This window comes from Pseudomonas sp. 32_A, assembly GCF_017490905.1.
In the GTDB taxonomy this organism is placed as follows: domain Bacteria; phylum Pseudomonadota; class Gammaproteobacteria; order Pseudomonadales; family Pseudomonadaceae; genus Aquipseudomonas; species Aquipseudomonas inefficax.
On record NZ_JAFGYI010000042.1, the window covers coordinates 28693 to 49870 of the forward strand.

Here is a 21178-nt window from a genome sequence, read left to right on the forward strand (position 1 = left end):
CAGCGGTTATTGGCGGATCAGCTCTTTTCATTATCTGCGGCCCTGGCCCGCGCTCTAGATTGCCCCGGCACGGCCCGCCAGCGTCACGGTGGGCACAACAAGAACAACGCAGTTGCCTGAGGACCCCTCATGAGCCAATTCCAGTTCCATTTCCCCACCATTGCCAAATGTGGCGCGGGCCTGGCCGACCAGGCCGGTGCGCTGCTCAAGCCGCACGTGGACGGCACCCTGCTTGTGGTCACCGACCAGGGCCTGATCGACGCAGGCATCCTGGCCGGTTTCTTCGCCTCGCTGGAGCAGGCGGGCATCGACTACCAGCTGTTCAGCGCCGTTGAAGCCAACCCCAGCACCGACGTGCTCGATGCTGCCGTGGCGCTGTTGAAAGAGCGCAACTGCACCGCCGTGATCGGCGTGGGCGGCGGCAGCAGCATCGACACCGCCAAGGGCGTGGCGGCGATGGCCACCAACCCTGGCAACATCCTCGACTATGAGGGCTACGACAAACTGACCCAGCCACCGCTGCCGATCTTCGCCATCCCGACCACCTCGGGTACTGGCAGCGAATGCACGGCGTCGACCGTGTTCACCAACAAGCGCACGCTGTTCAAGACGGTGATCGTCAGCCCGCGGCTGTTCCCGCGCCTGGCCGTCCTCGACCCGGCACTGACCCTGAAGCTGCCTGCGGCCATCACCGCCGCCACCGGCATGGATGCCCTGACCCACGCCATCGAGTCGTATGTGTCGCGCCAGGCCAACCCGATCAGCCAGGCCATGGCCCTGCAAGCCATTCGGATGATTGCCGGCAGCCTGGAAAAAACCTACTTCGTCGGCACCGACATGGCGGCCCGCGAGCAGATGCTGCTGGGCTCGTTCCTGGCCGGGGTGGCGTTCTCGCAATCCAAGCTGGGCAACGTGCATGCCATTTCCCACACCTTCGGCGGGGTGTTCAACATCCCCCATGGCATCGCCAACGCGGCCCTGCTGCCTTACGTGATCAAGTTCAACCTGCCAGCCTGCCCGGAGCGCTTCCGCGACATCGCCATTGCCCTTGGCGCCGATGTGACCGGGCTCGGCGTGGAGCAGGCTGCGGCGCGCACGGTAGATGCGGTGGTGGCCCTGAACCAGGCCATCGGCATCCCCGCCACCATTCGTGAACTGGGTGTGGACCTGGAGTTCCTGCCGCAGATGGTCAGCGACTCGATGCGCAGCGGCAACGTGCTGGTCAACCCACGCCTGACCACTGCACGTGATGTCGAGCGCCTGATCACCGACGCCTACCACGGCAACCTCTGAACCTAAACGGAACCACGACCATGTTCTATGAAATGCGTACCTACACCCTGCACATCGGCAAGATGAAGCAATACCTGGAGCACTTCGAAAAGGAAGGCTTGCCGGTGATCTCGCGCTACGCCAAGCTGGTGGGCTGGTGGTACACCGAGATTGGCGAACTGAACCAGGTGGTGCACATCTGGGCCTACGAGAGCCTTGACGACCGCATCGAGCGCCGCGCGGCCCTGTACCGTGATGCGGACTGGCTGGAGCGCTTCATCCCCGTAGCCTTCCCGATGCTGGTGCGGATGGAATCGAAGCTGTTGATGCCTGCCGCGTTTTCGCCGATCCAGTGACCCTGTAACTGCATTGCATCAAGGAGCAACCCAATGGATCTAGGCATTACCGGCCGCTGGGCCATCGTCTGCGCGGCCAGCCAGGGCCTGGGCAAAGGCTGCGCCGAGGCGCTGGGCAAAGAGGGCGTCAACCTGGTCATCAATGCCCGCACCCAGGCCACCCTGGAGCAGACTGCCGCCGAGTTGCGCGCGGCCTGCCCGGGCATCGAAGTGCGCACCGTGGCCGGTGATGTCGCTGACGCCGAAGTGCGCCAGGCGCTGCTGGCAGCCTGCCCGCAGGTGGATATCCTGGTCAACAATGCCGGCGGCCCGCCTCCGGGCGACTTCCGCGACTGGGGCCGCGAAGACTGGCTGAAGGCACTGGACGCCAACATGCTTACCCCCATCGAGCTGATCAAGGCGGTGGTCGATGGCATGGCCGAGCGCGGGTTCGGCCGGGTGGTGAACATCACCTCCGGCGCGGTGAAGGCGCCGATCGATATTCTTGGCTTGTCCAATGGTGCACGCAGTGGCCTGACCGGCTTCATCGCCGGCCTGGCCCGTCAGCAGCGCCTGGCGGGCAGCAACGTGACGCTGAATAACCTGCTGCCTGGGGCGTTCGACACGGCGCGCCTGCAAAAGACCTTGAAGGCGGCAGGTGGCGATGTGCAAGCAACCGCCCAGGCGCGGCGCAAGGCCATCCCGGCGGCGCGCTTTGGCAGTGCCGATGAGTTCGGTACTTACTGCGCGTTCTTGTGCAGTGCGCATGCCGGGTACATCACCGGGCAGAACCTGTTGATCGATGGTGGGGCGTTCCCCGGTACCTTCTGAATCGCCTGACTGAACTGTCATTCGAAAAAAAACGCAGCCCCCTGTGGGAGCGGGTTCACCCGCGAAGAAGGCGACACGGTGTATGGCACCAGCTTCGCCGGTGTTCGCGGGTAAACCCGCTTCCACAGGTACCGTGTCATCCTTCAGGCGCGGCGATCAGTGAATCGCTACAGGGTTGATGTTCACCTGGGTCGAGCCCTTGTACAGCGGCTGGCCCAGCACGAACAGGAACTCGAACGCCTTGTCCTTCACCAGCGCGCGGGTGTCGATCAGCTCCAGGTTGTAGATGCCGCGCTTGGCCAGCATGAACTGATTGACCGGGAATTCTTCGCCGGTCGGGTTCGGGTACACCTCCGACGCCCAGGTATCGCCACCAAAGGCGACAATGCCCTGGTCCGCCAGCCACTCGGCCGCCGGCAGGTCGATGCCCGGTTCGGTGGCGAGGAATTGCTGGTTGTCCTTGCCGATCAGTTCCAGCCAACCGGTGTTGAACAGCACCACGTCACCCTTGCGCAGGGTAATGCCTTCTTTCTTCAGCACAGCCTTGATGTCGTCGACGGTGAACGAGGTGCCACCGGGCACGATGGTCTTGCCGTAATGAGCGGTCATGTCCAGCACCACGCCGCGGGTGACCATGGGCGGTACCTTTTCCACACCCAGCTTGGTCACGCCTTCGACGGTGACGAAGTCGGCGGCCTTGTTGCCGTTGTAGTAGACGTTGTCGATACCGATGTGGCCGATGCCGTTGAGCTGGGTGCCGACGCCGGTCCAGCCGTTGACCAGTTCATCGTTGAAGCTGAACTTGTTACGGCCCAGGGTCTGGCCGGCCTGCTCGCCAGGCTGGATGTTGTAGAGGTGGAAGCTGCGGTGGCGGAAGGCTGGCAGGTCTTTGCTCACCGGTACGGCCAGCGGGTAGGTCTTGCCGGTCTTGACCAGGCCGACCGCCTGCTTGACCACTTCGGGGGTGAGCAGGTTGGCGGCACCGATTTCATCCTGCTTGCCGTAGGGCGAGGTCTGCCAGTCGGCGGCCAGAGTGGCCTGGGCAGTGGTCGCCAGGGCGACGGCGAGCAGCAGGGGCTTGAAGCGTTTCATCGGGTACTCCTGATAGTGAGGCGTTGTCAGGAGCAGATTCTGCGCAAGGCCACCCATGGGAAAAAGCGGCCCGGGGGACAATGACTTTTGCTTGCCGGTCAACAACCTCCCTCGTGCAGCGCCAGGCTCTGGCGCAACTGCTCGAGCATGGCCTGGCGCAGTGCCTGCGGTGCCTGCACACGGATCGAGCCGGCCTGGGACAGCAGCCAGCCCATCAGCGCACGGTTGTCGTCGACGGTTGCGACCAAGGTGGCGCCGCCGTCCGCTAGCAGCGTCAGTTGCATATCTGCAGACAGTGGCGACGCATCCAGGCGCCGGGCCAGCGCATCATCGACCCAGGCGTGCAACTCGATGGGTTGCGGGGGTGTGAGCGCATCGGGCTGCAACTGCTGCACTTCGCCTGGGCCAAGGCCCGGTTGCCAATACCAGCCGTAGGGCATGCCTTTGCTGTTGCACTGCAGCGGGAACAGCGCTGCGAGTTCGATCAGGTCGCGCTCGACGGTGCGTTTGCTGGTGATATGGCCCACGGTTGCCAGGGCGGCCTGCAACTGGGTGGAACTCATCCCCGGGTGGCGGCCGGGCAGCAGCTTGAGCAGCTGCCACTGGCGAGCAATGGTGTGGCGGGTAGGGTTGCTGGGCAAAGGGCTCGTCCTTGAAGGCAGGCACGAAGCCTGCCTGGGTGGTGGCGTTTAGCTATTGCCCAGCATACCTTGTAGCAGAATGGGATCCAAGTTTCGCGCGCGGCGTTCAGCCGAGGCGCGTCACCCATTTGCCTGAGCCTTGGCCCTCTTTCAGCTGCCGTAGAGCCTGTGGCAGTGTCGAGAAGGCGAACTCGCGGCGCTGTGGCGTGATCAGGCTGCCATCGGCGACGGCCTGCAGCAGTCGTTCACCGGCCACGCGCAGGGCTTGGCGATCTGCCAACCGGCCGTGGGCATGAATGCTGTTGAGCGCCACTTCATGCAGCGAGATCGCTGTGCTGAAGGCGGGCGTCGGCGCTGTTTCCTGGCGGTCCTGAATGCACACCAGGTGGCCGTTGTAGCCGAGCAGGTGGGCAAGGCTGCCTGCATGGGGGCCGCTGACGGTGTCGAACAGGGCATGCAGCGGGCGCTCGCCCAAGGCGGCCTGCAGTTGGTTCTGCCCGTCAGCGTCGTGGTAATCGAACACCCCGCTCACTCCGAGGGCCTTGAGCGTGGCGTGGTGGCGTTGGCCGGCACTGGCCCATACGCGCAGGCCACGTTGCGCGGCCAGTTGCGCGAGGTAGAAGCCCACCGCGCCACCGGCGCCGATCACCAGCACGTCGCGGCTGGCACCCTCGGGTACTTTGGCCAGGGCCTGCCAGGCGGTCAGGGCGGGGCAGGGCACGGCGGCCGCGGCAGTGTCGCTGAGGGCGCTTGGGACATGCATCACCAGGCTTGCATCGAGCAGGCAGTGCTCGGCAAAACTGCCGTCACGCGCCAGCGATTGGTGGTAGGCAACGCGGCTGCCCAAAGGCATGTCGACGCCTGCGCCAACGGCGACTACCACGCCGGCGCCATCCACGCCCGGGACCGTGCCCTGCTGCCAGGCCGGGTGGCCCCACTCGCAGATCTTCCAGTCCACCGGGTTGAGGGCAATGGCGCGGTTGGCCACCAGCACCTCACCGTGGCCGGGTTTTGGCAGGGGTTTACGCAGCAGTTGCAGGCCGTCGAGGCCGGCGTTCGGGGTCCAGGCCCAGGCTTGATGATCGGTTGGCATGGTGCGGGTCCTTTCGAGACGGGTGTGGGCGGCAGGCTAGCGGGGATCGGGCGGGAGAAACAGGTGCGGTGAGGGCAAGGTGTCTTGATTTCAGGGCAAAAGTCTGGGGCTGCTCAGATAGCCAGGCTGTCGACCACGCCGCCATCGACCCGCAGCGCTGCCCCGGTAGTGGCGGAGGAGTAAGGGGAGGCGAGGTACACCGCCAGGTGGGCAACTTCGTCGACATCGGCGGCGCGCTGGATGATCGAGCTTGGCCGCGCAGTCCGCACGAAGTTGTCGGCTTCTTCACGAATGCTGCGCCCGGACGCCTCGGCTGCATCAGCCACCAGCGCGGCCACGCCGTCGGTCAGGGTCGGGCCAGGCAACACTGCGTTCACGGTTACCCCGGTGCCGGCCAGGCGCTTGGCCAGACCATGCGATACCGCCAGGTTGGCAGCCTTGGTCACGCCGTAGTTGATCATGTCGGCAGGGATGGCGATGCCCGATTCCGAGGAGATGAACAGGATCCGACCCCAACCTTTCTCGACCATGCCCGGGGCATAGTGGCGGGCCAGGCGCACGCCGCTCAGCACGTTGGTGTCGTAGAAGCGCGTCCACTCGCTGTCGGCCACATCGAAGAAGTCGACGTCGTCGTAGATACCCAGGTTGTTGACCAGTATGTCGGCCCGTGGGTGAGCGGCGAACAGGGTTTCGGCACCCGCGGCGGTGCCCAGGTCGGCGACCACACCGTGGACCTGCCCACTGCCACCTTGCTCGCGCAGTTCGGCCATGGCGGCATCCAGTGACTTCTGGCTGCGGCCGGCAATGACTACGTCAGCGTTGGCGCGGGCCAGGCCGCGGGCGATAGCCAGACCAATACCGCCGGTCGAGCCGCTGATGATGGCGGTGCGTCCGCCGAGGTCGATGTTCATGGAATGGCTCCTGTGGGTGAGTTGCATCGATGGGAGCCATCCTAGAGAACCACCGTCAGACTGTAAAAGACGGAGTTCGACTGAGTTCAGACCTGAGTTGGCTTATCAAGCCCTTACTCGGCCAATGCCAGCACCTGCTCGCGGAAAATGCCCACGATCGGTCGTAGGTCGACCTGGTGCCAGACCGCCCACAACTGCTCGCTGGGCTGGAACCAGTCCAGCTGGCGCAGCACCACGGTCGGCCCGGCGCTGGCCGACAGGCTGCTCTGCACCATTGCCAGGCCTAGCCCGGCCGATACCAGGCCGAGCACGCTCAGCGGGTCGGTAGCCTCCAGCGACAGGCGCGGGGTGAAGCCGGCATCGCCACAGCGGGCGATGAAATCGTCGCGCTTGTGGACCTGGTCTGGCTGGCCGCCGGTGATGATCCAGTCCTGTTCGTGCAGGTCGGCGGGGGCCAGTTCGGCCTTGCTGGCCAGTGGATGCGCGGCCGGGATGGCCAGCAGCAACGGGTCGTCCAGCACCGGCTGGCCGCGCAGGTCGGGGTCGTCCTTTGGCGGCCGGTCGCAAACCAGAGCAATGTCCAGGCTGCGCTGGCGCAGCCCCTCGAACTGTTCGTTGGAGGTCATGTTGTACAGCGCAATGTGAATGTTCGGGCGTTCGGCACGAATGGCCCGCACCGCGCCCGGCAGCACGCCGGCATGGATGGCGTGGTTGACGTAACCGATGCACAGCCCGCCTTCCTCGCCACGGCCCAGGCGCTTGCCCAGCGATTCCAGGCGCTCGGCATGCTTGAGCAGGCCACGCGCTTCGGCCAGGAAGGTGCGCCCGTCCCTGGTCAGGTACAGGCGCTGGTTGCGCCGTTCGAACAGCGCCAGGCCAAGGTTGTCCTCCAGCTGGGCGATCTGCCGGCTGAGGGGCGATTGGGAAATATGCAGCTGCTCGGCGGCTCGGCCGACGTTTTCGCATTCGGCGACGGCCACGAAGTAGCGCAGCTGACGTAGATCTTGCATGAGACCTCCAGGGACTTAACTATTAGCAATTATGACTTGGGCGGTCTCGATCTTGCCAGCCTGGGATGCGTTCACTTCGTCGGGTTGATGAACGTTGTAAAGCGGCCTTGTGTCGCGAAAAGGCTGCAAGGCAGCCCCAGGGGTTCAGCACAAATGCACAAATTGCTGGGGCTGCTTTGCAGCCCTTTCGCGACACAAGGCCGCTCCTACAAAAGCCGCGCAGGCCGGAACATTGTTTTAAAGTTGACCCGCTCGCAATAGCTTGAAGATAACCTTTGCCTTCAAATCAAAACTCATTGTCCCGTCCCCATCTTTTTCCCATTCCCATGTCCCCCCGAGAATTCACCCATCCCAACCTTCCACAGGTGATTCTCAAATGCCTCTCGCCTTGTTAGCCCTCACCCTGGCGGCCTTCGCCATCGGCACCACGGAGTTCGTGATCGTCGGCCTCATCCCGACCATCGCCAATGACCTGGCAGTCACCCTGCCTTCGGCCGGCCTGCTGGTAAGCCTTTACGCCCTGAGCGTCGCCATCGGCGCGCCCCTGCTCACCGCCATGACCGGCCGCGTGCCGCGCAAGTTGTTACTGGTCGGCCTGATGGCACTGTTCACCGCCGGTAACCTGGTGGCCTGGCAGGCGCCCAGTTACGAATCGCTGATCATGGCGCGCATTCTCACCGGCCTGGCCCACGGGGTGTTCTTCTCGGTCGGCTCGATCATCGCCACCAGCCTGGTGCCGAAAGAAAAAGCCGCCAGCGCTATCGCCACCATGTTCAGTGGCATGACCGTGGCCTTTGTCACCGGTATCCCGCTGGGTACCTTCATCGGCCAGCATTTCGGCTGGCGCGTGACCTTCCTGGTGGTGGCTGCCTTCGGCCTGGTGGCGCTGCTCGGCGCACTGCTGTTCGTGCCCAAGCGCATCCAGCACAGCCAGCCGGCACCTCTGCTGCGCCAACTGCGGGTAATGCTGCAACCGCGCCTGCTGCTGGTGTATGCCATGACTGCCGTGGGTTACGGCGGCTCGCTGATCGCCTTCACCTTCCTTGCCCCGATCCTGCAGGACATCGCCGGCTTCGGCGCCAACAGCGTCGCCCTGGTGCTGCTCGCCTACGGTGTCTCGGTTGCCCTGGGCAACATCTGGGGCGGCCGCCTGGCCGACCGCAAAGGCCCGGTCAAGGCACTGTCGATCATCTTCCTGCTGCTGGCCGTGGTGCTGCTGGCGCTGACCTTCACCGCGCCGCATCCGGTGCTGGTGGTAATCACCGTCCTGGCCTGGGGCGCGGTGGCCTTCGGCAATGTGCCGGGCCTGCAGGTGTACGTGGTGCAGCAGGCGGAAAAGGTCGCCCCCGACGCAGTCGACGTAGCTGCCGGTTTCAACATCGCCGCCTTCAACCTGGGTGTTGCCGGTGGTTCCTGGGGCGGTGCCCAGGTGGTGCAACAGCTCGGCCTCGGCCACACCCCGTGGATCGCCGCGCTGGTTACCCTCGGTGCCCTGGCTCTGACCCTGTACAGCGGCCGCCTCGACCGCCGCGTACCTGCCCAGCCACAACCTGTCGTCAGCCGCGCCTGACCCCTGATTCCACTTACGGAGATGCTCGTAATGACTCAAGATCCGCTGTTCCAGCCCCTGCAATTCGGCGCCCTGAACCTGCCCAACCGCGTGCTGATGCCGCCGATGACCCGCTCCCGTGCCGCCCAGCCTGGCGATGTACCGACCGCGCTGATGGCCGAGTACTACGCGCAACGCGCCAGTGCCGGGCTGATTGTCAGTGAAGGCACCTGGATCTCGCCACTGGGCAAGGGTTACGCCCGCACCCCAGGTATCCACACCCAGGCGCAGATCGACGGCTGGCGCCTGGTCACCGAGGCGGTACATGCCGCAGGCGGGCGCATCTTCGCCCAGCTCTGGCATGTCGGCCGCCTCAGCCACAGCAGCCTGCTCGGCGGCCAGGCACCGGTGTCGTCCTCGGCGATGCAGGCCGAAGGCGTGAATGTGTTCATCGACAATGCCGACGGCACGCCAGGCTTTGTCCAGGCCACCAAACCGCGCGCGTTGAGCGAAGCGGAAATTGCCGAGATCATCGAGCAGTACCGCCAGGCTGCGCGCAATGCCATGGTGGCGGGTTTTGACGGTGTCGAATTGCACGCGGCCAACGGTTACCTGGTCAACCAGTTCCTCGACTCCGGCGCCAACGACCGCACCGACCGCTACGGCGGTTCGCTGGAAAACCGCCTGCGTTTCCTCGACCAGGTCAGCCGTGCGTTGGTCGAAGGCACCGGCGATGCGCTGCGCGTAGGCGTACGCCTGGCGCCGCTGACCACGCTCAATGGCTGTGTCGATGCCGACCCGGTCACCACCTATACCGCCGCGGCCAAGCGCCTGGGCGAAATCGGCATTGGTTACCTGCATATTGCCGAAGCCGACTGGGACGACGCGCCGGACATGCCGGTGGACTTCAAGCAGCAGCTGCGGTCGGTGTTCCCCGGGGTGATGGTGTATGCCGGCAAATACACCGGCGAACGTGCACGGCGCGCGCTGGAGGAGGGCTGGGCTGACCTGATCGGCTTCGGCCGACCATTCGTGGCCAACCCCGACCTGCCGGCGCGGCTGAAGCTGAATGCGCCCCTGGCCGAGCACGAACGGGCCACGCTGTTCGGTGGTGATGCCCATGGCCTGACCGACTACCCGGCCCTGGCAACAGCCTGACCCCGACCGCTCCTCATGGAACTGCAAATGACTCGTTGAGTTAGCAGGGACACTGTGGGAGCGGCTTTAGCCGCGAACACCGGCGCAGCCGGTGCAATGCACCGCATTGGATCCAAAGGGCGATCTCCACAGAGACGGCATTTCGCATGTCGTGTCTCACCGCTGTGCTTGAGCAGTGACGACTTGTTTGTGTCCTATATATGGACCAAAATATGGCTCTCTATTGAGGGTGAAAAAATGCAAAACATATTCGCTGACGTGGCCGTAAGCGTGTCGGAACTGAAAAAGAACCCATCCGCCGTGATGACCGGCGCTGCGGGTATGCCCGTCGCCGTGCTCAATCACAACCGCGTGATGGGTTACATGGTGCCGGCCGAACTGTACGAGGCCATGATGGAGCGCCTGGAAGATCTCGAATTGAGCGAACTGGCCAAGTCGAGGTTGGGTGAAAAAGGCGTACCGGTATCCCTGGATGACCTATGAACTCGAATTCCTGCCTTCGGCGCTGAAAGAGTGGGGCAAGCTAGGCCACACCGTGCGCGAACAGATCAAGAAAAAACTCGCCGAGCGCCTGCAGTCACCCAAGGTACAGGCCGACGCGCTGCGTGACCTGCCGAACCACTACAAAATCAAGCTCAAGGCCTCTGGATATCGCCTCGTCTATCGAGTCGAGGACGAGCGTATCGTTGTAGTGGTGGTATCGGTTGGCAAGCGCGAGCGTAGCGAGGTGTATCGATCCGCTCAGAAGCGGTAAACGCCATCATGGCCATCAACCAAACGCCGCACGCTGCCAATGCGCCTCGCTTACGATCGCAATGTTCGCACCCGCTTCCCTGATTTCCACTGCTCTCTTGATCTTCGTGCCATAACTGCTGTGCAGCCACTGCTCGTTGCCAATACTGCCAATGACCAGGTAGTGGATCTTCTTGCTCACCCCCGCAGCGATTGAACCCCCACGTTCGACTACCAGCGCTTCGCATGCTTTGCGAGGCCCGTAAGCCATTGTGCCGGTAAACAGGAACATACGGCCTGCCCACTCCAGTGTGGGTTCGGGGTTATCGAGTGGCAGTGAGGTGGGTGAAAGAATGGGTTGTCGCTGCAGCGCGGCTTGCCGGTGAACTGCTGCAATAGCTCAAGCAGTTCAGCCGACTCAGCAGCATCCAGCATATTGTCCTTGAGCATGTCGCTCAGGCGCCGGTACAACAAATTGATTACCGGATCCTCAAGATGAACGAGTTGCTGCTCCATCCATCTTTTGAGGAACTCGGCTTCTTGTTGATTGACCTGATTGTCAGCAGTCAGGCCTGCAGCGATTCCAATCAACCCATCAACCGAGCGCTGCGCGATCCGCGCTTCGTGAAAAAAGCAGGTGATCAAAGTGCGGATGGGGTGATGAATAGGGCGTCGAATAACCCCGGTAGCTCGATCCATGACTGAGATTGTCCGTAATGTTCAGTTGATCTGGATGCTACTAATTGGCCACTATCGTGTCCAGTGCTCGCCGACCCCCGCGCTGCGTTCACTACAGGCTCTGCTGCAATGCCTCGATAAACACTTCTTCGGCGCGGCTGAAGCGCTGCTCCCTGTTCCACAACAAGTGAATATCCACATCGGCAATGCCTTCCTGCGGTGGTAGCTTCCACAGCAACCCGGCGTCTACATCCGGTGCCACCACATGCTCGGGCAGGCAGCCTATGCCAAACCCGGCAATCACCAGCCGGCGTACTTCTTCAAGGCTGGGTGACGATGCCACGATCCGCCCGGCAAACCCTTGCTGGTCGCGGAAAATGGTCAGTGGCGACAGCATGCCGCCAATCTGGTCACTGGTGAAGCTGACGAAGTTCTCCCGCTGCAGGTCGCCTTCGGCCTGGCCGAACAGGTCATGGTGCTTGCCACAGAAGAACGCATAGCGCTGGCGCAGGAACAACCGTTGCTCCAGGCGTGGCTGCGCACGCCGGTTCAGGCTGAGGCCCGCCGTTGCGGTTTTTTCCTGCAGGGCGGCGACGATGTCGGAGCTGCGCATCACGTCGATCTCCAGTTCCACCCGCGGGTGCTGGCGGTGGAAGTCGGCGAGGAAGTCGTCGAAGCGTTCGTTGACGATACGGCTGATCATCAGCAGGCGGACCTTGCCCACCAGTTCGTCCGCCGGCTGCTCCAGCAAGCCGCCGATTTGCGACATCTGCCCATAGACCTCGCCGGCCAGCTGGAACAGCTGCTCGCCCATTTCCGTCAGCACGAAGCGCGGCCCGCGGCGGGCAATGAGCTGGCGGCCAAGCTGTTCTTCAAGGCGCTTGAGGGCCTGGCTCACTGCCGGCTGGGTGAGGTGCAGGCGCGCGGCAGCACGGCTGATGGACAACTCCTGGCCGATGACCCGGAAGGTACGCAGCAGGTTCCAGTCGAGGCGGTCGTTGAGCAGACGGTCGGACATGGCAGGGCTCGATAATAAGCAAGGCTAATACTGCGAATAATAAATAGAAAATTGACTAATCATAGCCCCGGGCCGATAAATCGCAGGTATCGAGGCTTGCTGAGTCGGTGCCGGCTTCTTCGCGGGTAAACCCGCTCCCACAGGAACTGCAGCGCTTGCAGGCCTTGTGCAATCCCTGTGGGAGCGGGTTTACCCGCGAAGAAGCTGACACCAGACCAACAGGCCAAGCGCCACAAGAGCGCCACCGTGCCCCCGACAACTCCTGCCAGAACAACAAGCAAAGGAGCCCCCATGAAGCCCACCGCTTCCGCCCAGCCACGCCGTGCCGCCGCCGCCGCGTTCATCGGCACCATGATCGAATGGTACGACTTCTACATCTACGCCACCGCCGCCGCCCTGGTGTTCGGCGCGCTGTTCTTCCCGTCCGACAACAGCCTGTTCAGCACCATGGCAGCGTTCGGCACCTTCGCCGTCGGCTTCTTTGCCCGACCTCTGGGTGGCATCGTCTTCGGCCACGTGGGCGACCGTATCGGCCGCAAGAAGTCGCTGGTCATCACCTTGCTGATGATGGGCATCGTCACCGTATGTATTGGCCTGCTGCCAACTTACGCGCAGATCGGCGCCACCGCACCGGTGCTGCTGATCATCCTGCGGGTGATCCAGGGCATCGCCGTGGGCGGCGAGTGGGGCGGGGCGGTACTGATGGCCGGCGAACATGCGCCCAAGGGCCGGCGCAACTTCTTTGCCTCGTTCGCCCAGCTGGGCAGCCCGGCGGGCCTGATCCTGTCGTTGCTGGCCTTCGGCGTGGTCACCCGCCTGCCGGAGGAAGACCTGATGAGCTGGGGCTGGCGCGTGCCGTTCCTGGCCAGCGCGCTGTTGCTGGTGGTGGGCCTGGCGATTCGCCTGGGGGTCAATGAGTCGCCCGAGTTCATTGCCAGCCGCGAGCAGGCGGTCAAAGCCCAGCGCAAGGAGCAGGCACCGGTACTGGAAGTGCTGCGCACCGCCTGGCGCCCGCTGCTGCTGTGCATCGGGGCCAATACCCTGGGGATCGCCGGGGTCTACTTCACCAACACGTTCATGATCAGCTACACCACCCAGCAATTGCATCTGCAGCGCTCGTTGATCCTCGAATGCCTGTTCTTTGTGGCAATCATCCAGTTCTGCGTGCAGCCGTTGGCCGCGTGGCTGTCGGAAAAGCTCGGCGCCACCCGCTTCCTGGCCCTGGTCGCGCTGCTGGCGATGGCCTCGCCCTACCCGATGTTCGTGCTGGTCAGTTCGGGCCAGGGCCCGTTGATCGTGCTCGGCATCGCCCTGGCGGCCGCGTGCATGGCGTCTTTCTACGCAGTGATCGCCGGCTATGTCAGCGGCATGTTCGACACTCGCGTGCGCTACACCGCCATTTCCCTGGCCTACCAGATCTGCGGCGCCATCGCGGGCGGCCTGACCCCGCTGATCGGTACCTGGCTGGCCCACACCTTCACCGGCCAATGGTGGCCGATGGCGGTGTTCTACACGCTGATTGCAACCATTTCGCTGGTGTGCGTGCTCGCCCTGGCACGCCAGTACGCCCGCAGCCAGCGTCTGGAACTGGCCTGATCGAACCGCTTTTTTCTGGAGTACCCGCACATGTTGAAATGCAATGGCGAACGCTTGTGGGCGAGCCTGATGGCCATGGCCGAAATCGGCGCCACCGCCCGTGGCGGTAGCTGCCGCCTGGCCCTGAGCGACGAGGACAAGGCAGGCCGGGAACTGTTCAGCCATTGGTGCCGCGAAGCCGGCCTGACGCTGACTGTGGATGCCATCGGCAACCTGTTCGCCCGCCGCGCTGGCAGCGACCCGGCTGCAGCGCCGGTGATGATGGGCAGCCACCTCGACACCCAACCTGAGGGCGGCCGTTTCGATGGCGTCTATGGCGTGTTGGCCGGGCTGGAGGTGGTGCGCCGCCTCAACGACCTGAACATTAACACCCGCAAACCGCTGGAAATAGCTGTCTGGACGAACGAGGAGGGTGCGCGCTTCACCCCGGCCATGTTCGGATCGGCGGTGTTCACCGGTACCCTGGCGCTGGACGAAGCGCTGGCCATTCGCGACGCCGATGGCATCAGCGTCGCTGACGAACTGCGACGCACCGGTTACGCCGGCCAACGCCCGCTGGGCGGTCCGGTCGATGCCTATTTCGAGGCGCATATCGAGCAAGGTCCGATCCTTGAAGACAACGCCAAGGCCATCGGCGTGGTCAGCGGCGGGCAGGCCATCCGATGGCTGGATGTCAGGGTCGAAGGTATGGCCGCGCATGCCGGTACCACGCCGATGCCGCTGCGCAAGGATGCCCTGTACGGTGCGGCACGGATGATCCAGGCGGTCGAGCAACTGGCTGCCGATTTTGCCCCCGAAGGCCTGACCACGGTGGGTGAACTGTCCATCGCCAAGTCCTCGCGCAACACCATTCCGGGGCTGCTGCAGTTCACCGTCGACTTGCGTCATCACCGAGATGAAGCCATCGAGGCGATGGAGCGCGACCTGACATTGAAGCTGCAAGCCATCGCCGATCAGCGCGGGCTGCAGGTGCGTATCGAGCGCCACTGGGTCAGCCCGGCCACACCATTCGATGCCGGTTGCGTAGCCGCCGTGCAGCAAGCGGTGGACGGCCTCGGTTATGCCCAGCAGTCCATCGTCAGCGGCGCCGGCCACGACGCCATCCTGCTGGCCCGCTACTGCCCGACGGCGATGGTGTTCATCCCTTGTGTCGGCGGCCTGAGCCACAACGAAGCCGAAGACGTGTTGCCCGACGACGCCCGCCAGGGCGCCGATGTACTGCTCAATGCCGTGCTGGCCCGCGCGGGCCGTATCGAACAAGGAGACGCCTGATGCGTTGCTACTTCCACCCCGAACAGCTGCTGCACCACCCGCGCAGCTACTACTCGCGCGGCGCCATGCGCACCCCGCAGGAAGTCCCCGAACGCGCCCAGCGCCTGCTGCAGGCCGCCAAGAATCTGGGCTTTGACATCCGCCAGCCTGAGGACGCCGGCCTCGAGCCGCTCAAAGCCGTGCATGGCGAGGCCTACCTGGCCTTTCTCGAAGAGGCCCATGCGCGCTGGAAGGAAGTGCCCGAGGATTGGGGCGACGAGGTCATGTCCAATATCTTCGTGCGTGAACCCAACGCCCTGCGCGGCATCCTCGCCCAGGCAGGGCGCTACCTGGCTGACGGCAGCTGCCCTGTAGGCGAAAATACCTGGCGCTCGGCCTATTGGTCTGCGCAAAGCGCTGTGGCCGGTGCCAAGGCCATTCTCGGCGGCGAGCCGGCGGCCTATGCCCTGTGCCGGCCGCCAGGCCACCACGCGCGCTTCGATGCAGCCGGTGGTTTCTGCTACCTCAACAACGCCGCTGTCGCTGCCCAGGCCTTGCGCAGCCGCTACAGCCGTGTGGCCATCCTCGATACCGACATGCACCATGGGCAAGGGATTCAGGAGATCTTCTACGACCGCCGGGATGTGCTGTATGTGTCGGTGCATGGCGACCCCACCAACTTCTACCCGGGTGTGGCCGGGTTCGTGGACGAGCGTGGCAGCGGTGCGGGGGAGGGGTACAACCTGAACTTGCCGATGGCGCACGGGGCTAGCGAAGCGGACTTCATGAGCCAGCTGGAGATCGCGCTGGCTGCGGTTAAGGACTTTGGCGCCCAGGTGCTGGTGTTGTCGCTGGGGTTCGATATCTATGAGCTCGACCCGCAGAGCAAGGTGGCGGTGACGACGGAGGGGTTTGCGGTATTGGGCGAGCGGATTCGGGCGATGTGCCTGCCTTGCCTGATCGTGCAGGAAGGGGGATATCACCTGGAGAGCCTGGAGGCGAATGCGCAGGCGTTTTTTGCCGACAAGGCGGACTGGCGATAAGGCCAGGGGCCGGCGGCTGAGGAATGGCTGCCGGCCTCTTCGCGGGTGAACCCGCTCCCACAGGGATCGCGAAGCCCTTGGGCCTTCAGCAGGGCCATTGCTCCCACAGGGATATCACTAAAGGCTGGTGGGATCCATGTGGGAGCGGGTTTACCCGCGAAGAGGCCGGGGCAGGCAGCCCATCGGCGCCAGGTATGAAGGTGGATTCACGGAAAGCCGAAGTAGCACGTTACATCCCACCCCGCCGCACATGCTTCACCAGCACCTTCTCCAGCAACTCCCACATCGCAGGCTCGGTACTGAACGCCACGTTGAACCGCATCCACCCGGTCGCCTTGGCATCGACCATGAACAACTGCCCGGGCCCGAGCATGATGCCTTTCTCCAGCGCGTCATCCAGCAACGCCGCGCTGTCCGGAATCGCCGGATGCCGGGTCCAGATATACATCCCTTCATCCGACTCGGTGAACAGCTCGAAGCCCAACCGATGCAGGTGCCGGCCAACTTCCTGGTGCGCCTCGGCCAAGCGCTGGCGCAGGCGCTTGAGGTGCTTGCGCCAGCGCCCGTCGATGATCGCGGCATACACCACGCGCTCCATCACCTGCGAGGTAGTCAGGCCCGAGCGCATCTTCAGGTGCAGCAGCTTCTGCATCAGCTCGGGGTTGGCCAGCATGTAGCCGACCCGCACATTGGGCGAAATGCTTTTCGAGTAGCTGCCCACATACACCACCTGCTGCAGGTGGTCGAGGCTGGCCAGGCACGGCTGTGGTTCGGCGACCATGTCGGCGTACAGGTTGTTCTCCACCAGACGGAAGCCGTGCTGGCTGGCCAGTTGCAGCAGACGGTGCAGCTGCGGCAGCGGGGTGCGCGAGCAGGTCGGGCTGTGCAGGTGTGGCTGGGTGAAGAACGCAGTGGGCCGGTGATGAGTGAGCAACTGCTCCAGCTGATTCAGGTCGTAGCCGGCGGGTGTGCGCGGCACGCCGACCAGGATCGCGCCCTGGGTGCGCAGGATGCTCATCAGGTTGGGGTAGCCGGGGTCGTCCACCAGCACCACGTCGCCCGGGCGCACCAAGGTACGCGCGGCCAGGTCCAGGGCCTGGCTGGCGCCGTGAGTGAGCATCAGCTGCGCCGGGTTGGCAACGATCGACAGTTCCTGCTGCAGGTTCTGTGCGGTCAGAGCACGCAGCTCCATCAGGCCCATGGGGTCGCCATAGCCCGACAGCTCCAGCGGGCTGCCAGCCACCTGGCGCAAGCCGCGGCGCAGGCCGTCTTCGTACATCCAGTCGTTGGGCAACCAACCGCACCCCGGCTTGAACGGCAACTGGCGGATTTCGAAGATCTGCTGCAGGTACCACTCGGAGTTGAACGTTGGTCGACTGGTGTCGGCCTCGGCATTGTGCTGGTCCAGCAGTTCGCCAGCTGCCCGGTTGACGAAGAACCCCGCGTTGCCACGGCTCACCAGCAGGCCTTGGGCGACCAGGCGGTCGTAGGCCTCGACCACGGTGAAGGTGCTCACCGAATAGCTCGCGGCAAAGGCGCGGATCGAGGGGACCTTGGCGCCTGGCTTGAGGGTCTGGTTGTCGATCAGCTCGCGCAGCCCGTCGATGATCTGGTTCACCAGCGGGGTCGAGGAGTCTGGATGTAATTCGAACATTCGGGGCCTTCAGGGTGCGTATCGCCCGGCGTTTGCAAGGTGTATTGCATGGGCGACCTGTACAGTGCAGTGCGAGATTCATGCCACTGTGCATGGCTCTCTGCGTCGGACATTTTTACATTAGGTGTCAGATATCGCCACCTAAAGCATGTTCAGTTCGCCTCAGGCGCCTGCCCTGGGGCGCGTCAGCAGGCCGCCATGGAAGGCCTGCGTGTGTTCGCTCACACCATCCTGCGCGCATTAGCACTGATGTACGTGAAACCGCCAGCCATCGGGGTTTCACAGTTTTCCTTGGATAAAAAGAAGCACGGGGTACACAACTGATGGACGCAACATCCACAACCACCACCGCGAAAAGCGGGCACGAGAGCAAGCTCAGTGCCTCGCTCAAGTCGCGCCACCTGACGATGATGTCGATCGCCGGGGTTATCGGCGGCGCCTTGTTCGTCGGTTCCGGCAGCGTGATTCACAGCGCCGGCCCAGCCGCTGTGCTGGCTTACCTGGCAGGCGGCATCCTGGTGGTACTGATCATGCGCATGCTGGGTGAAATGGCGACCTCCTCGCCAGACACCGGTTCGTTCTCCACCTACGCCGATCGCGCCATCGGCCGTTGGGCCGGTTTCACCATCGGCTGGCTGTACTGGTGGTACTGGGTGATCCTCATGGCCTGGGAAGCTTATGTGGCGGGCAAGATCCTGCATGGATTCTTCCCCGACGTCAGCGTCAACGTGTTCGTGCTGGCCACGACCCTGTTGCTGATCACTGTCAACTTCTTCAACGTCAAGCACTACGGTGAGTTCGAGTTCTGGTTCGCCTTGATCAAGGTGATCGCGATCGTCTGCTTCCTGATCGTGTGTACCGCTGCCGTGCTGAATATCTGGCAGTTCGGTGAAGTGCGTGGCATCAGCCACCTCACCGCAGAAGGTTTCATGCCCAACGGCATCACCACCGTGATCGGTGCCTTGCTCGGGGTCATGTTCGCCTTCCTCGGCGCGGAGATCGTCACCATCGCCGCTTCCGAAGCCAAGGACCCGGCCGCGCAGATCGTCAAGGCGACCAACTCGGTGGTCTGGCGTGTGTGCCTGTTCTACGTGGGTTCGATCTTCCTGATCGTCTGCCTGGTACCCTGGAACGACCCGCACCTGGGCGTTTCCGGCTATGGCGCCTACCGCCGCACCCTGGAGCTGCTGGGCGTGCCATATGCCGAGCTGCTGATGAACTTCGTGGTGCTGACCTCGGTGAGCAGCTGCCTGATCTCGGGCCACTACACTGCTTCTCGCATGCTGTTCTCCCTGGCCCAGCGTGGCGACGCGCCGTCGTTCTTCAAGATCACCCGCGCCGGCACCGGTGTACCGGTGTACGCGATCATGGGTTCGTGCGCCGTGGCCGTGGTGTGTGCGCTGATCAACTTCAGCGAGACCCTGCGCCCGAAAGACGTGCTGGAAACCCTGATGAACACTACCGGCATGATCGCCTTGCTGGTGTACCTGGTGATTGCCTTCTCGCAGCTGCGCATGCGCCGCAAGCTGATTGCCGAAGGCAAGGAAGTACGCCTGAAGATGTGGCTGTTCCCATGGCTGACCTACCTGGTGATCGCGTTCATCGTGGCCGCCCTGGTGACCATGGCCTTCATGCCTGACTACCAGATCCTGGTGATCTCCACTGGTATCGCCGCGGCAATCGTGGTGGCGATGGGTGTGGTGCACCAGATCCGTTCTGGCAAGCAGCACTAAGCGTCACTCGCTTCTCGAAACGGCCGGCTCCCTCGGGGACCCGGCCGTTTCGCGTTGTTGGGCCAGTTCCGGCTTGTGCGCCGTTGTAGGAGCGGCCTTGTGTCGCGATCGGGCCGCAAAGCGGCCCCAGATTTCTCGATTGCTGCGACTAACGCTGGGGCCGCCTTGCGGCCCGATCGCGACACAAGGCCGCTCCTACAGGGATCGCGCCGCCTGTTACATGGCATATGCTGAACACACATTGCCCGCCCAAAGGAGCTTCACATGGCCTGGTCCGCCACCCAATATTCCCTTTTTGAAGACGAGCGCACCCGTGCCGTGCGCGACCTGCTCGCCGCTGTGCCACCACGCCCGGTCCGCCACGCCACCGACCTGGGCTGTGGCCCTGGCAATTCCACCGAGGTGCTGCTGCAACGTTACCCGGATGCCCAGGTGACGGCCCTGGACAGCGACCCGGACATGATCGACAAGGCCCGCGAGCGCAAACGGCTGTGCATCCCCCGCGTGCGCATGGTCATCGGTGACATTGCCGGCTGGTCCGCCCCCGAACCGCAGGACCTGATCCTGGCCAACGCCTCGCTGCAATGGGTACCCGACCACGCCTCGCTGTACCCGCACCTGGTGCGCCAGTTGAGCGAGGGTGCCAGCCTGGCCGTGCAGACCCCCGACAACCTTGACGAGCCGGCCCACCGGCAATTGCGCGAGATCGCCAGCCAAGGCCCTTGGGCAACGAAATTTGCCGATTTCCAGCTGCCGCCGCGGCACAACGCAGCGTTCTACTACGACCTGCTCAGCCCGCTGTGTGCGCGCGTGGATGTTTGGCGCACCACCTATCACCACCCGCTGATGGGCGGCGCTGAAGCGGTGGTGGAATGGTTCAAGGGTTCGGCGCTGAGGCCATATCTGGCCAAGCTCGATGAACGGGAGCAGGCCGACTTCCTGCAGATGTACCTGCAAGCCATGCAGCGCGACTATCCGCCGGCCAGCGACGGCAAGGTGCTGTTGCCGTTCCCGCGCTTGTTCGTGGTCGCTACCCGCTAGGCCGGCGCCAGCGCCAGGCCGCGTAACTGTAGATGCCGAGGTTGAGCAGGAGCACGAAAGTGCCTAGCAGCAGCTGGAGGTGCGGGGTCAGCCCGGCGGGGTAGATCAACGGCCAGATGTAGTGCTCGACGAAGCCTCCCTGGTAGCCCGCGTCACCGGCCGCGCTGCGCATGCGGTTTTCCCAGGTGGTCAGCGGGCAGCCCAGGTGCAGGCACTCCACCGCCAGGCCCCAGGCCAGGGCTGGCAGGTGCAGCAGCAGGACAGGGCGCCAGCGCAGCACCAGCAAGCCGCCGAACAGCACCAGCAGGATGAAGGCCAGGTGCAGCAGCATCAGGGTGTCGGCGGCCAGGCGGTAGAGCATGGGTTGAATGCCGGAGAAGGAGGTTATCCCAGCATAGTTGGGTTGCCTGTAGCGGCCTCTTCGCGGGTGAACCCGCTCCCACAGATACTCCACAGAGCTCGAGTGCTGTGGAATACCTGTGAGAGCTGCCTGTATTGGTCCCCCCACAGGTACTGCGCCAATCTGAGCTCTGGTGCGGT

At 63.9% G+C, this 21178-nt stretch carries 21 protein-coding genes and 1 pseudogene; 13 read left to right on the top strand and 9 right to left on the bottom strand.

The window, feature by feature from the left end:
- Window positions 1-129: 129 nt before the first annotated feature.
- From J5M58_RS21365 to J5M58_RS21375, 3 genes are read left to right on the top strand one after another with little or no spacing between them, the layout of a single operon-like run.
- Window positions 130-1293 (top strand): iron-containing alcohol dehydrogenase, encoded by a 1164-nt coding sequence (locus J5M58_RS21365; RefSeq protein WP_207879509.1) that lies wholly within the window; start codon window positions 130-132, stop codon window positions 1291-1293.
- A gap of 20 nt (window positions 1294-1313) precedes the next feature.
- A complete protein-coding gene (locus J5M58_RS21370; RefSeq protein ID WP_013972037.1) occupies window positions 1314-1628 on the top strand; it encodes an NIPSNAP family protein in 315 nt (104 codons plus the stop codon).
- A 33-nt stretch (window positions 1629-1661) separates the two neighbouring features.
- Window positions 1662-2438, top strand: a complete 777-nt coding sequence (locus tag J5M58_RS21375; protein ID WP_207879511.1) for an SDR family oxidoreductase — start codon at window positions 1662-1664, stop codon at window positions 2436-2438.
- Between the two features lie 156 nt (window positions 2439-2594).
- Here J5M58_RS21375 and J5M58_RS21380 read toward each other — a convergent pair whose 3' ends face one another.
- The 5 genes from J5M58_RS21380 to J5M58_RS21400 form a co-directional block, all read right to left on the bottom strand.
- The gene (locus J5M58_RS21380; protein ID WP_133971488.1) at window positions 2595-3530 is read right to left on the bottom strand and encodes a cyclase family protein; all 936 of its coding nucleotides are present in this window, start codon (window positions 3528-3530) and stop codon (window positions 2595-2597) included.
- A 98-nt stretch (window positions 3531-3628) separates the two neighbouring features.
- Complete coding sequence (locus tag J5M58_RS21385) at window positions 3629-4171, bottom strand: WYL domain-containing protein (protein ID WP_112252255.1); 543 nt, start codon at window positions 4169-4171, stop codon at window positions 3629-3631.
- Window positions 4172-4277: 106 nt separating this feature from the next.
- The gene (locus J5M58_RS21390; protein ID WP_207879513.1) at window positions 4278-5264 is read right to left on the bottom strand and encodes a zinc-binding dehydrogenase; all 987 of its coding nucleotides are present in this window, start codon (window positions 5262-5264) and stop codon (window positions 4278-4280) included.
- A 113-nt stretch (window positions 5265-5377) separates the two neighbouring features.
- Window positions 5378-6175 carry an SDR family NAD(P)-dependent oxidoreductase gene (locus J5M58_RS21395; protein ID WP_112252253.1) on the bottom strand — a complete coding sequence of 266 codons (798 nt, stop codon included), beginning with the start codon at window positions 6173-6175 and terminating at the stop codon, window positions 5378-5380.
- Between the two features lie 113 nt (window positions 6176-6288).
- Window positions 6289-7185, bottom strand: a complete 897-nt coding sequence (locus J5M58_RS21400) for a LysR family transcriptional regulator (RefSeq protein ID WP_112252252.1) — start codon at window positions 7183-7185, stop codon at window positions 6289-6291.
- A gap of 376 nt (window positions 7186-7561) precedes the next feature.
- Here J5M58_RS21400 and J5M58_RS21405 point away from each other — a divergent pair, with 376 nt between their 5' ends.
- The 4 genes from J5M58_RS21405 (at window position 7562) to J5M58_RS21420 (ending at window position 10646) form a co-directional block, all read left to right on the top strand.
- Entirely contained in the window at window positions 7562-8755 is a 1194-nt protein-coding gene (locus J5M58_RS21405) for an MFS transporter (RefSeq protein ID WP_025338595.1), read from the top strand.
- Between the two features lie 30 nt (window positions 8756-8785).
- Window positions 8786-9892, top strand: a complete 1107-nt coding sequence (locus J5M58_RS21410; protein ID WP_207879515.1) for an alkene reductase — start codon at window positions 8786-8788, stop codon at window positions 9890-9892.
- A gap of 237 nt (window positions 9893-10129) precedes the next feature.
- Complete coding sequence (locus tag J5M58_RS21415) at window positions 10130-10375, top strand: type II toxin-antitoxin system Phd/YefM family antitoxin (RefSeq protein WP_013972043.1); 246 nt, start codon at window positions 10130-10132, stop codon at window positions 10373-10375.
- On the top strand, window positions 10365-10646 hold the full coding sequence (locus J5M58_RS21420; RefSeq protein WP_112252248.1) for a type II toxin-antitoxin system RelE/ParE family toxin: 282 nt from the start codon (window positions 10365-10367) through the stop codon (window positions 10644-10646). Before J5M58_RS21415 ends, J5M58_RS21420 begins: the two co-directional genes overlap by 11 nt.
- A 15-nt stretch (window positions 10647-10661) precedes the next feature.
- Here J5M58_RS21420 and J5M58_RS21425 read toward each other — a convergent pair.
- Both J5M58_RS21425 and J5M58_RS21430 read right to left on the bottom strand, forming a co-directional pair.
- Window positions 10662-11323, bottom strand: a pseudogene (locus J5M58_RS21425) (BRCT domain-containing protein).
- 91 nt (window positions 11324-11414) lie between these two features.
- Window positions 11415-12320 carry a LysR family transcriptional regulator gene (locus J5M58_RS21430; RefSeq protein ID WP_207879517.1) on the bottom strand — a complete coding sequence of 302 codons (906 nt, stop codon included), beginning with the start codon at window positions 12318-12320 and terminating at the stop codon, window positions 11415-11417.
- 291 nt (window positions 12321-12611) lie between these two features.
- Between J5M58_RS21430 and J5M58_RS21435 the strand changes: the two genes are divergently transcribed.
- The 3 genes from J5M58_RS21435 to J5M58_RS21445 are packed head-to-tail and all read left to right on the top strand — an operon-like array spanning window position 12612 to window position 16210.
- Entirely contained in the window at window positions 12612-13916 is a 1305-nt protein-coding gene (locus J5M58_RS21435) for an MFS transporter (protein WP_112252246.1), read from the top strand.
- Window positions 13917-13946: 30 nt separating this feature from the next.
- Complete coding sequence (locus tag J5M58_RS21440) at window positions 13947-15188, top strand: Zn-dependent hydrolase (protein WP_207879519.1); 1242 nt, start codon at window positions 13947-13949, stop codon at window positions 15186-15188.
- Window positions 15188-16210, top strand: coding sequence for a histone deacetylase family protein (locus J5M58_RS21445; protein WP_207879521.1), 1023 nt, complete (start codon window positions 15188-15190; stop codon window positions 16208-16210). The genes J5M58_RS21440 and J5M58_RS21445 overlap by 1 nt, the downstream gene beginning before the upstream one ends.
- Before the next feature lie 229 nt (window positions 16211-16439).
- Here J5M58_RS21445 and J5M58_RS21450 read toward each other — a convergent pair whose 3' ends face one another.
- Window positions 16440-17864, bottom strand: coding sequence for a PLP-dependent aminotransferase family protein (locus J5M58_RS21450; protein ID WP_112252243.1), 1425 nt, complete (start codon window positions 17862-17864; stop codon window positions 16440-16442).
- A gap of 48 nt (window positions 17865-17912) precedes the next feature.
- On the opposite strand from J5M58_RS21450, the gene J5M58_RS21455 reads away from it, so the two are divergent.
- The 3 genes from J5M58_RS21455 to tam all read left to right on the top strand — a co-directional run bounded on the left by J5M58_RS21455 (window position 17913) and on the right by tam (window position 20638).
- Entirely contained in the window at window positions 17913-18188 is a 276-nt protein-coding gene (locus tag J5M58_RS21455; RefSeq protein ID WP_146742838.1) for a hypothetical protein, read from the top strand.
- A complete protein-coding gene (locus J5M58_RS21460) occupies window positions 18188-19597 on the top strand; it encodes an amino acid permease (RefSeq protein ID WP_085624272.1) in 1410 nt (469 codons plus the stop codon). Before J5M58_RS21455 ends, J5M58_RS21460 begins: the two co-directional genes overlap by 1 nt.
- 264 nt (window positions 19598-19861) lie before the next feature.
- Window positions 19862-20638 (top strand): trans-aconitate 2-methyltransferase, encoded by a 777-nt coding sequence (gene tam / locus J5M58_RS21465; RefSeq protein ID WP_112252242.1) that lies wholly within the window; start codon window positions 19862-19864, stop codon window positions 20636-20638.
- Here tam and J5M58_RS21470 read toward each other — a convergent pair.
- Entirely contained in the window at window positions 20628-20999 is a 372-nt protein-coding gene (locus J5M58_RS21470) for a DUF2784 domain-containing protein (protein ID WP_207879523.1), read from the bottom strand. The genes tam and J5M58_RS21470 overlap by 11 nt on opposite strands.
- Window positions 21000-21178 lie beyond the last annotated feature (179 nt).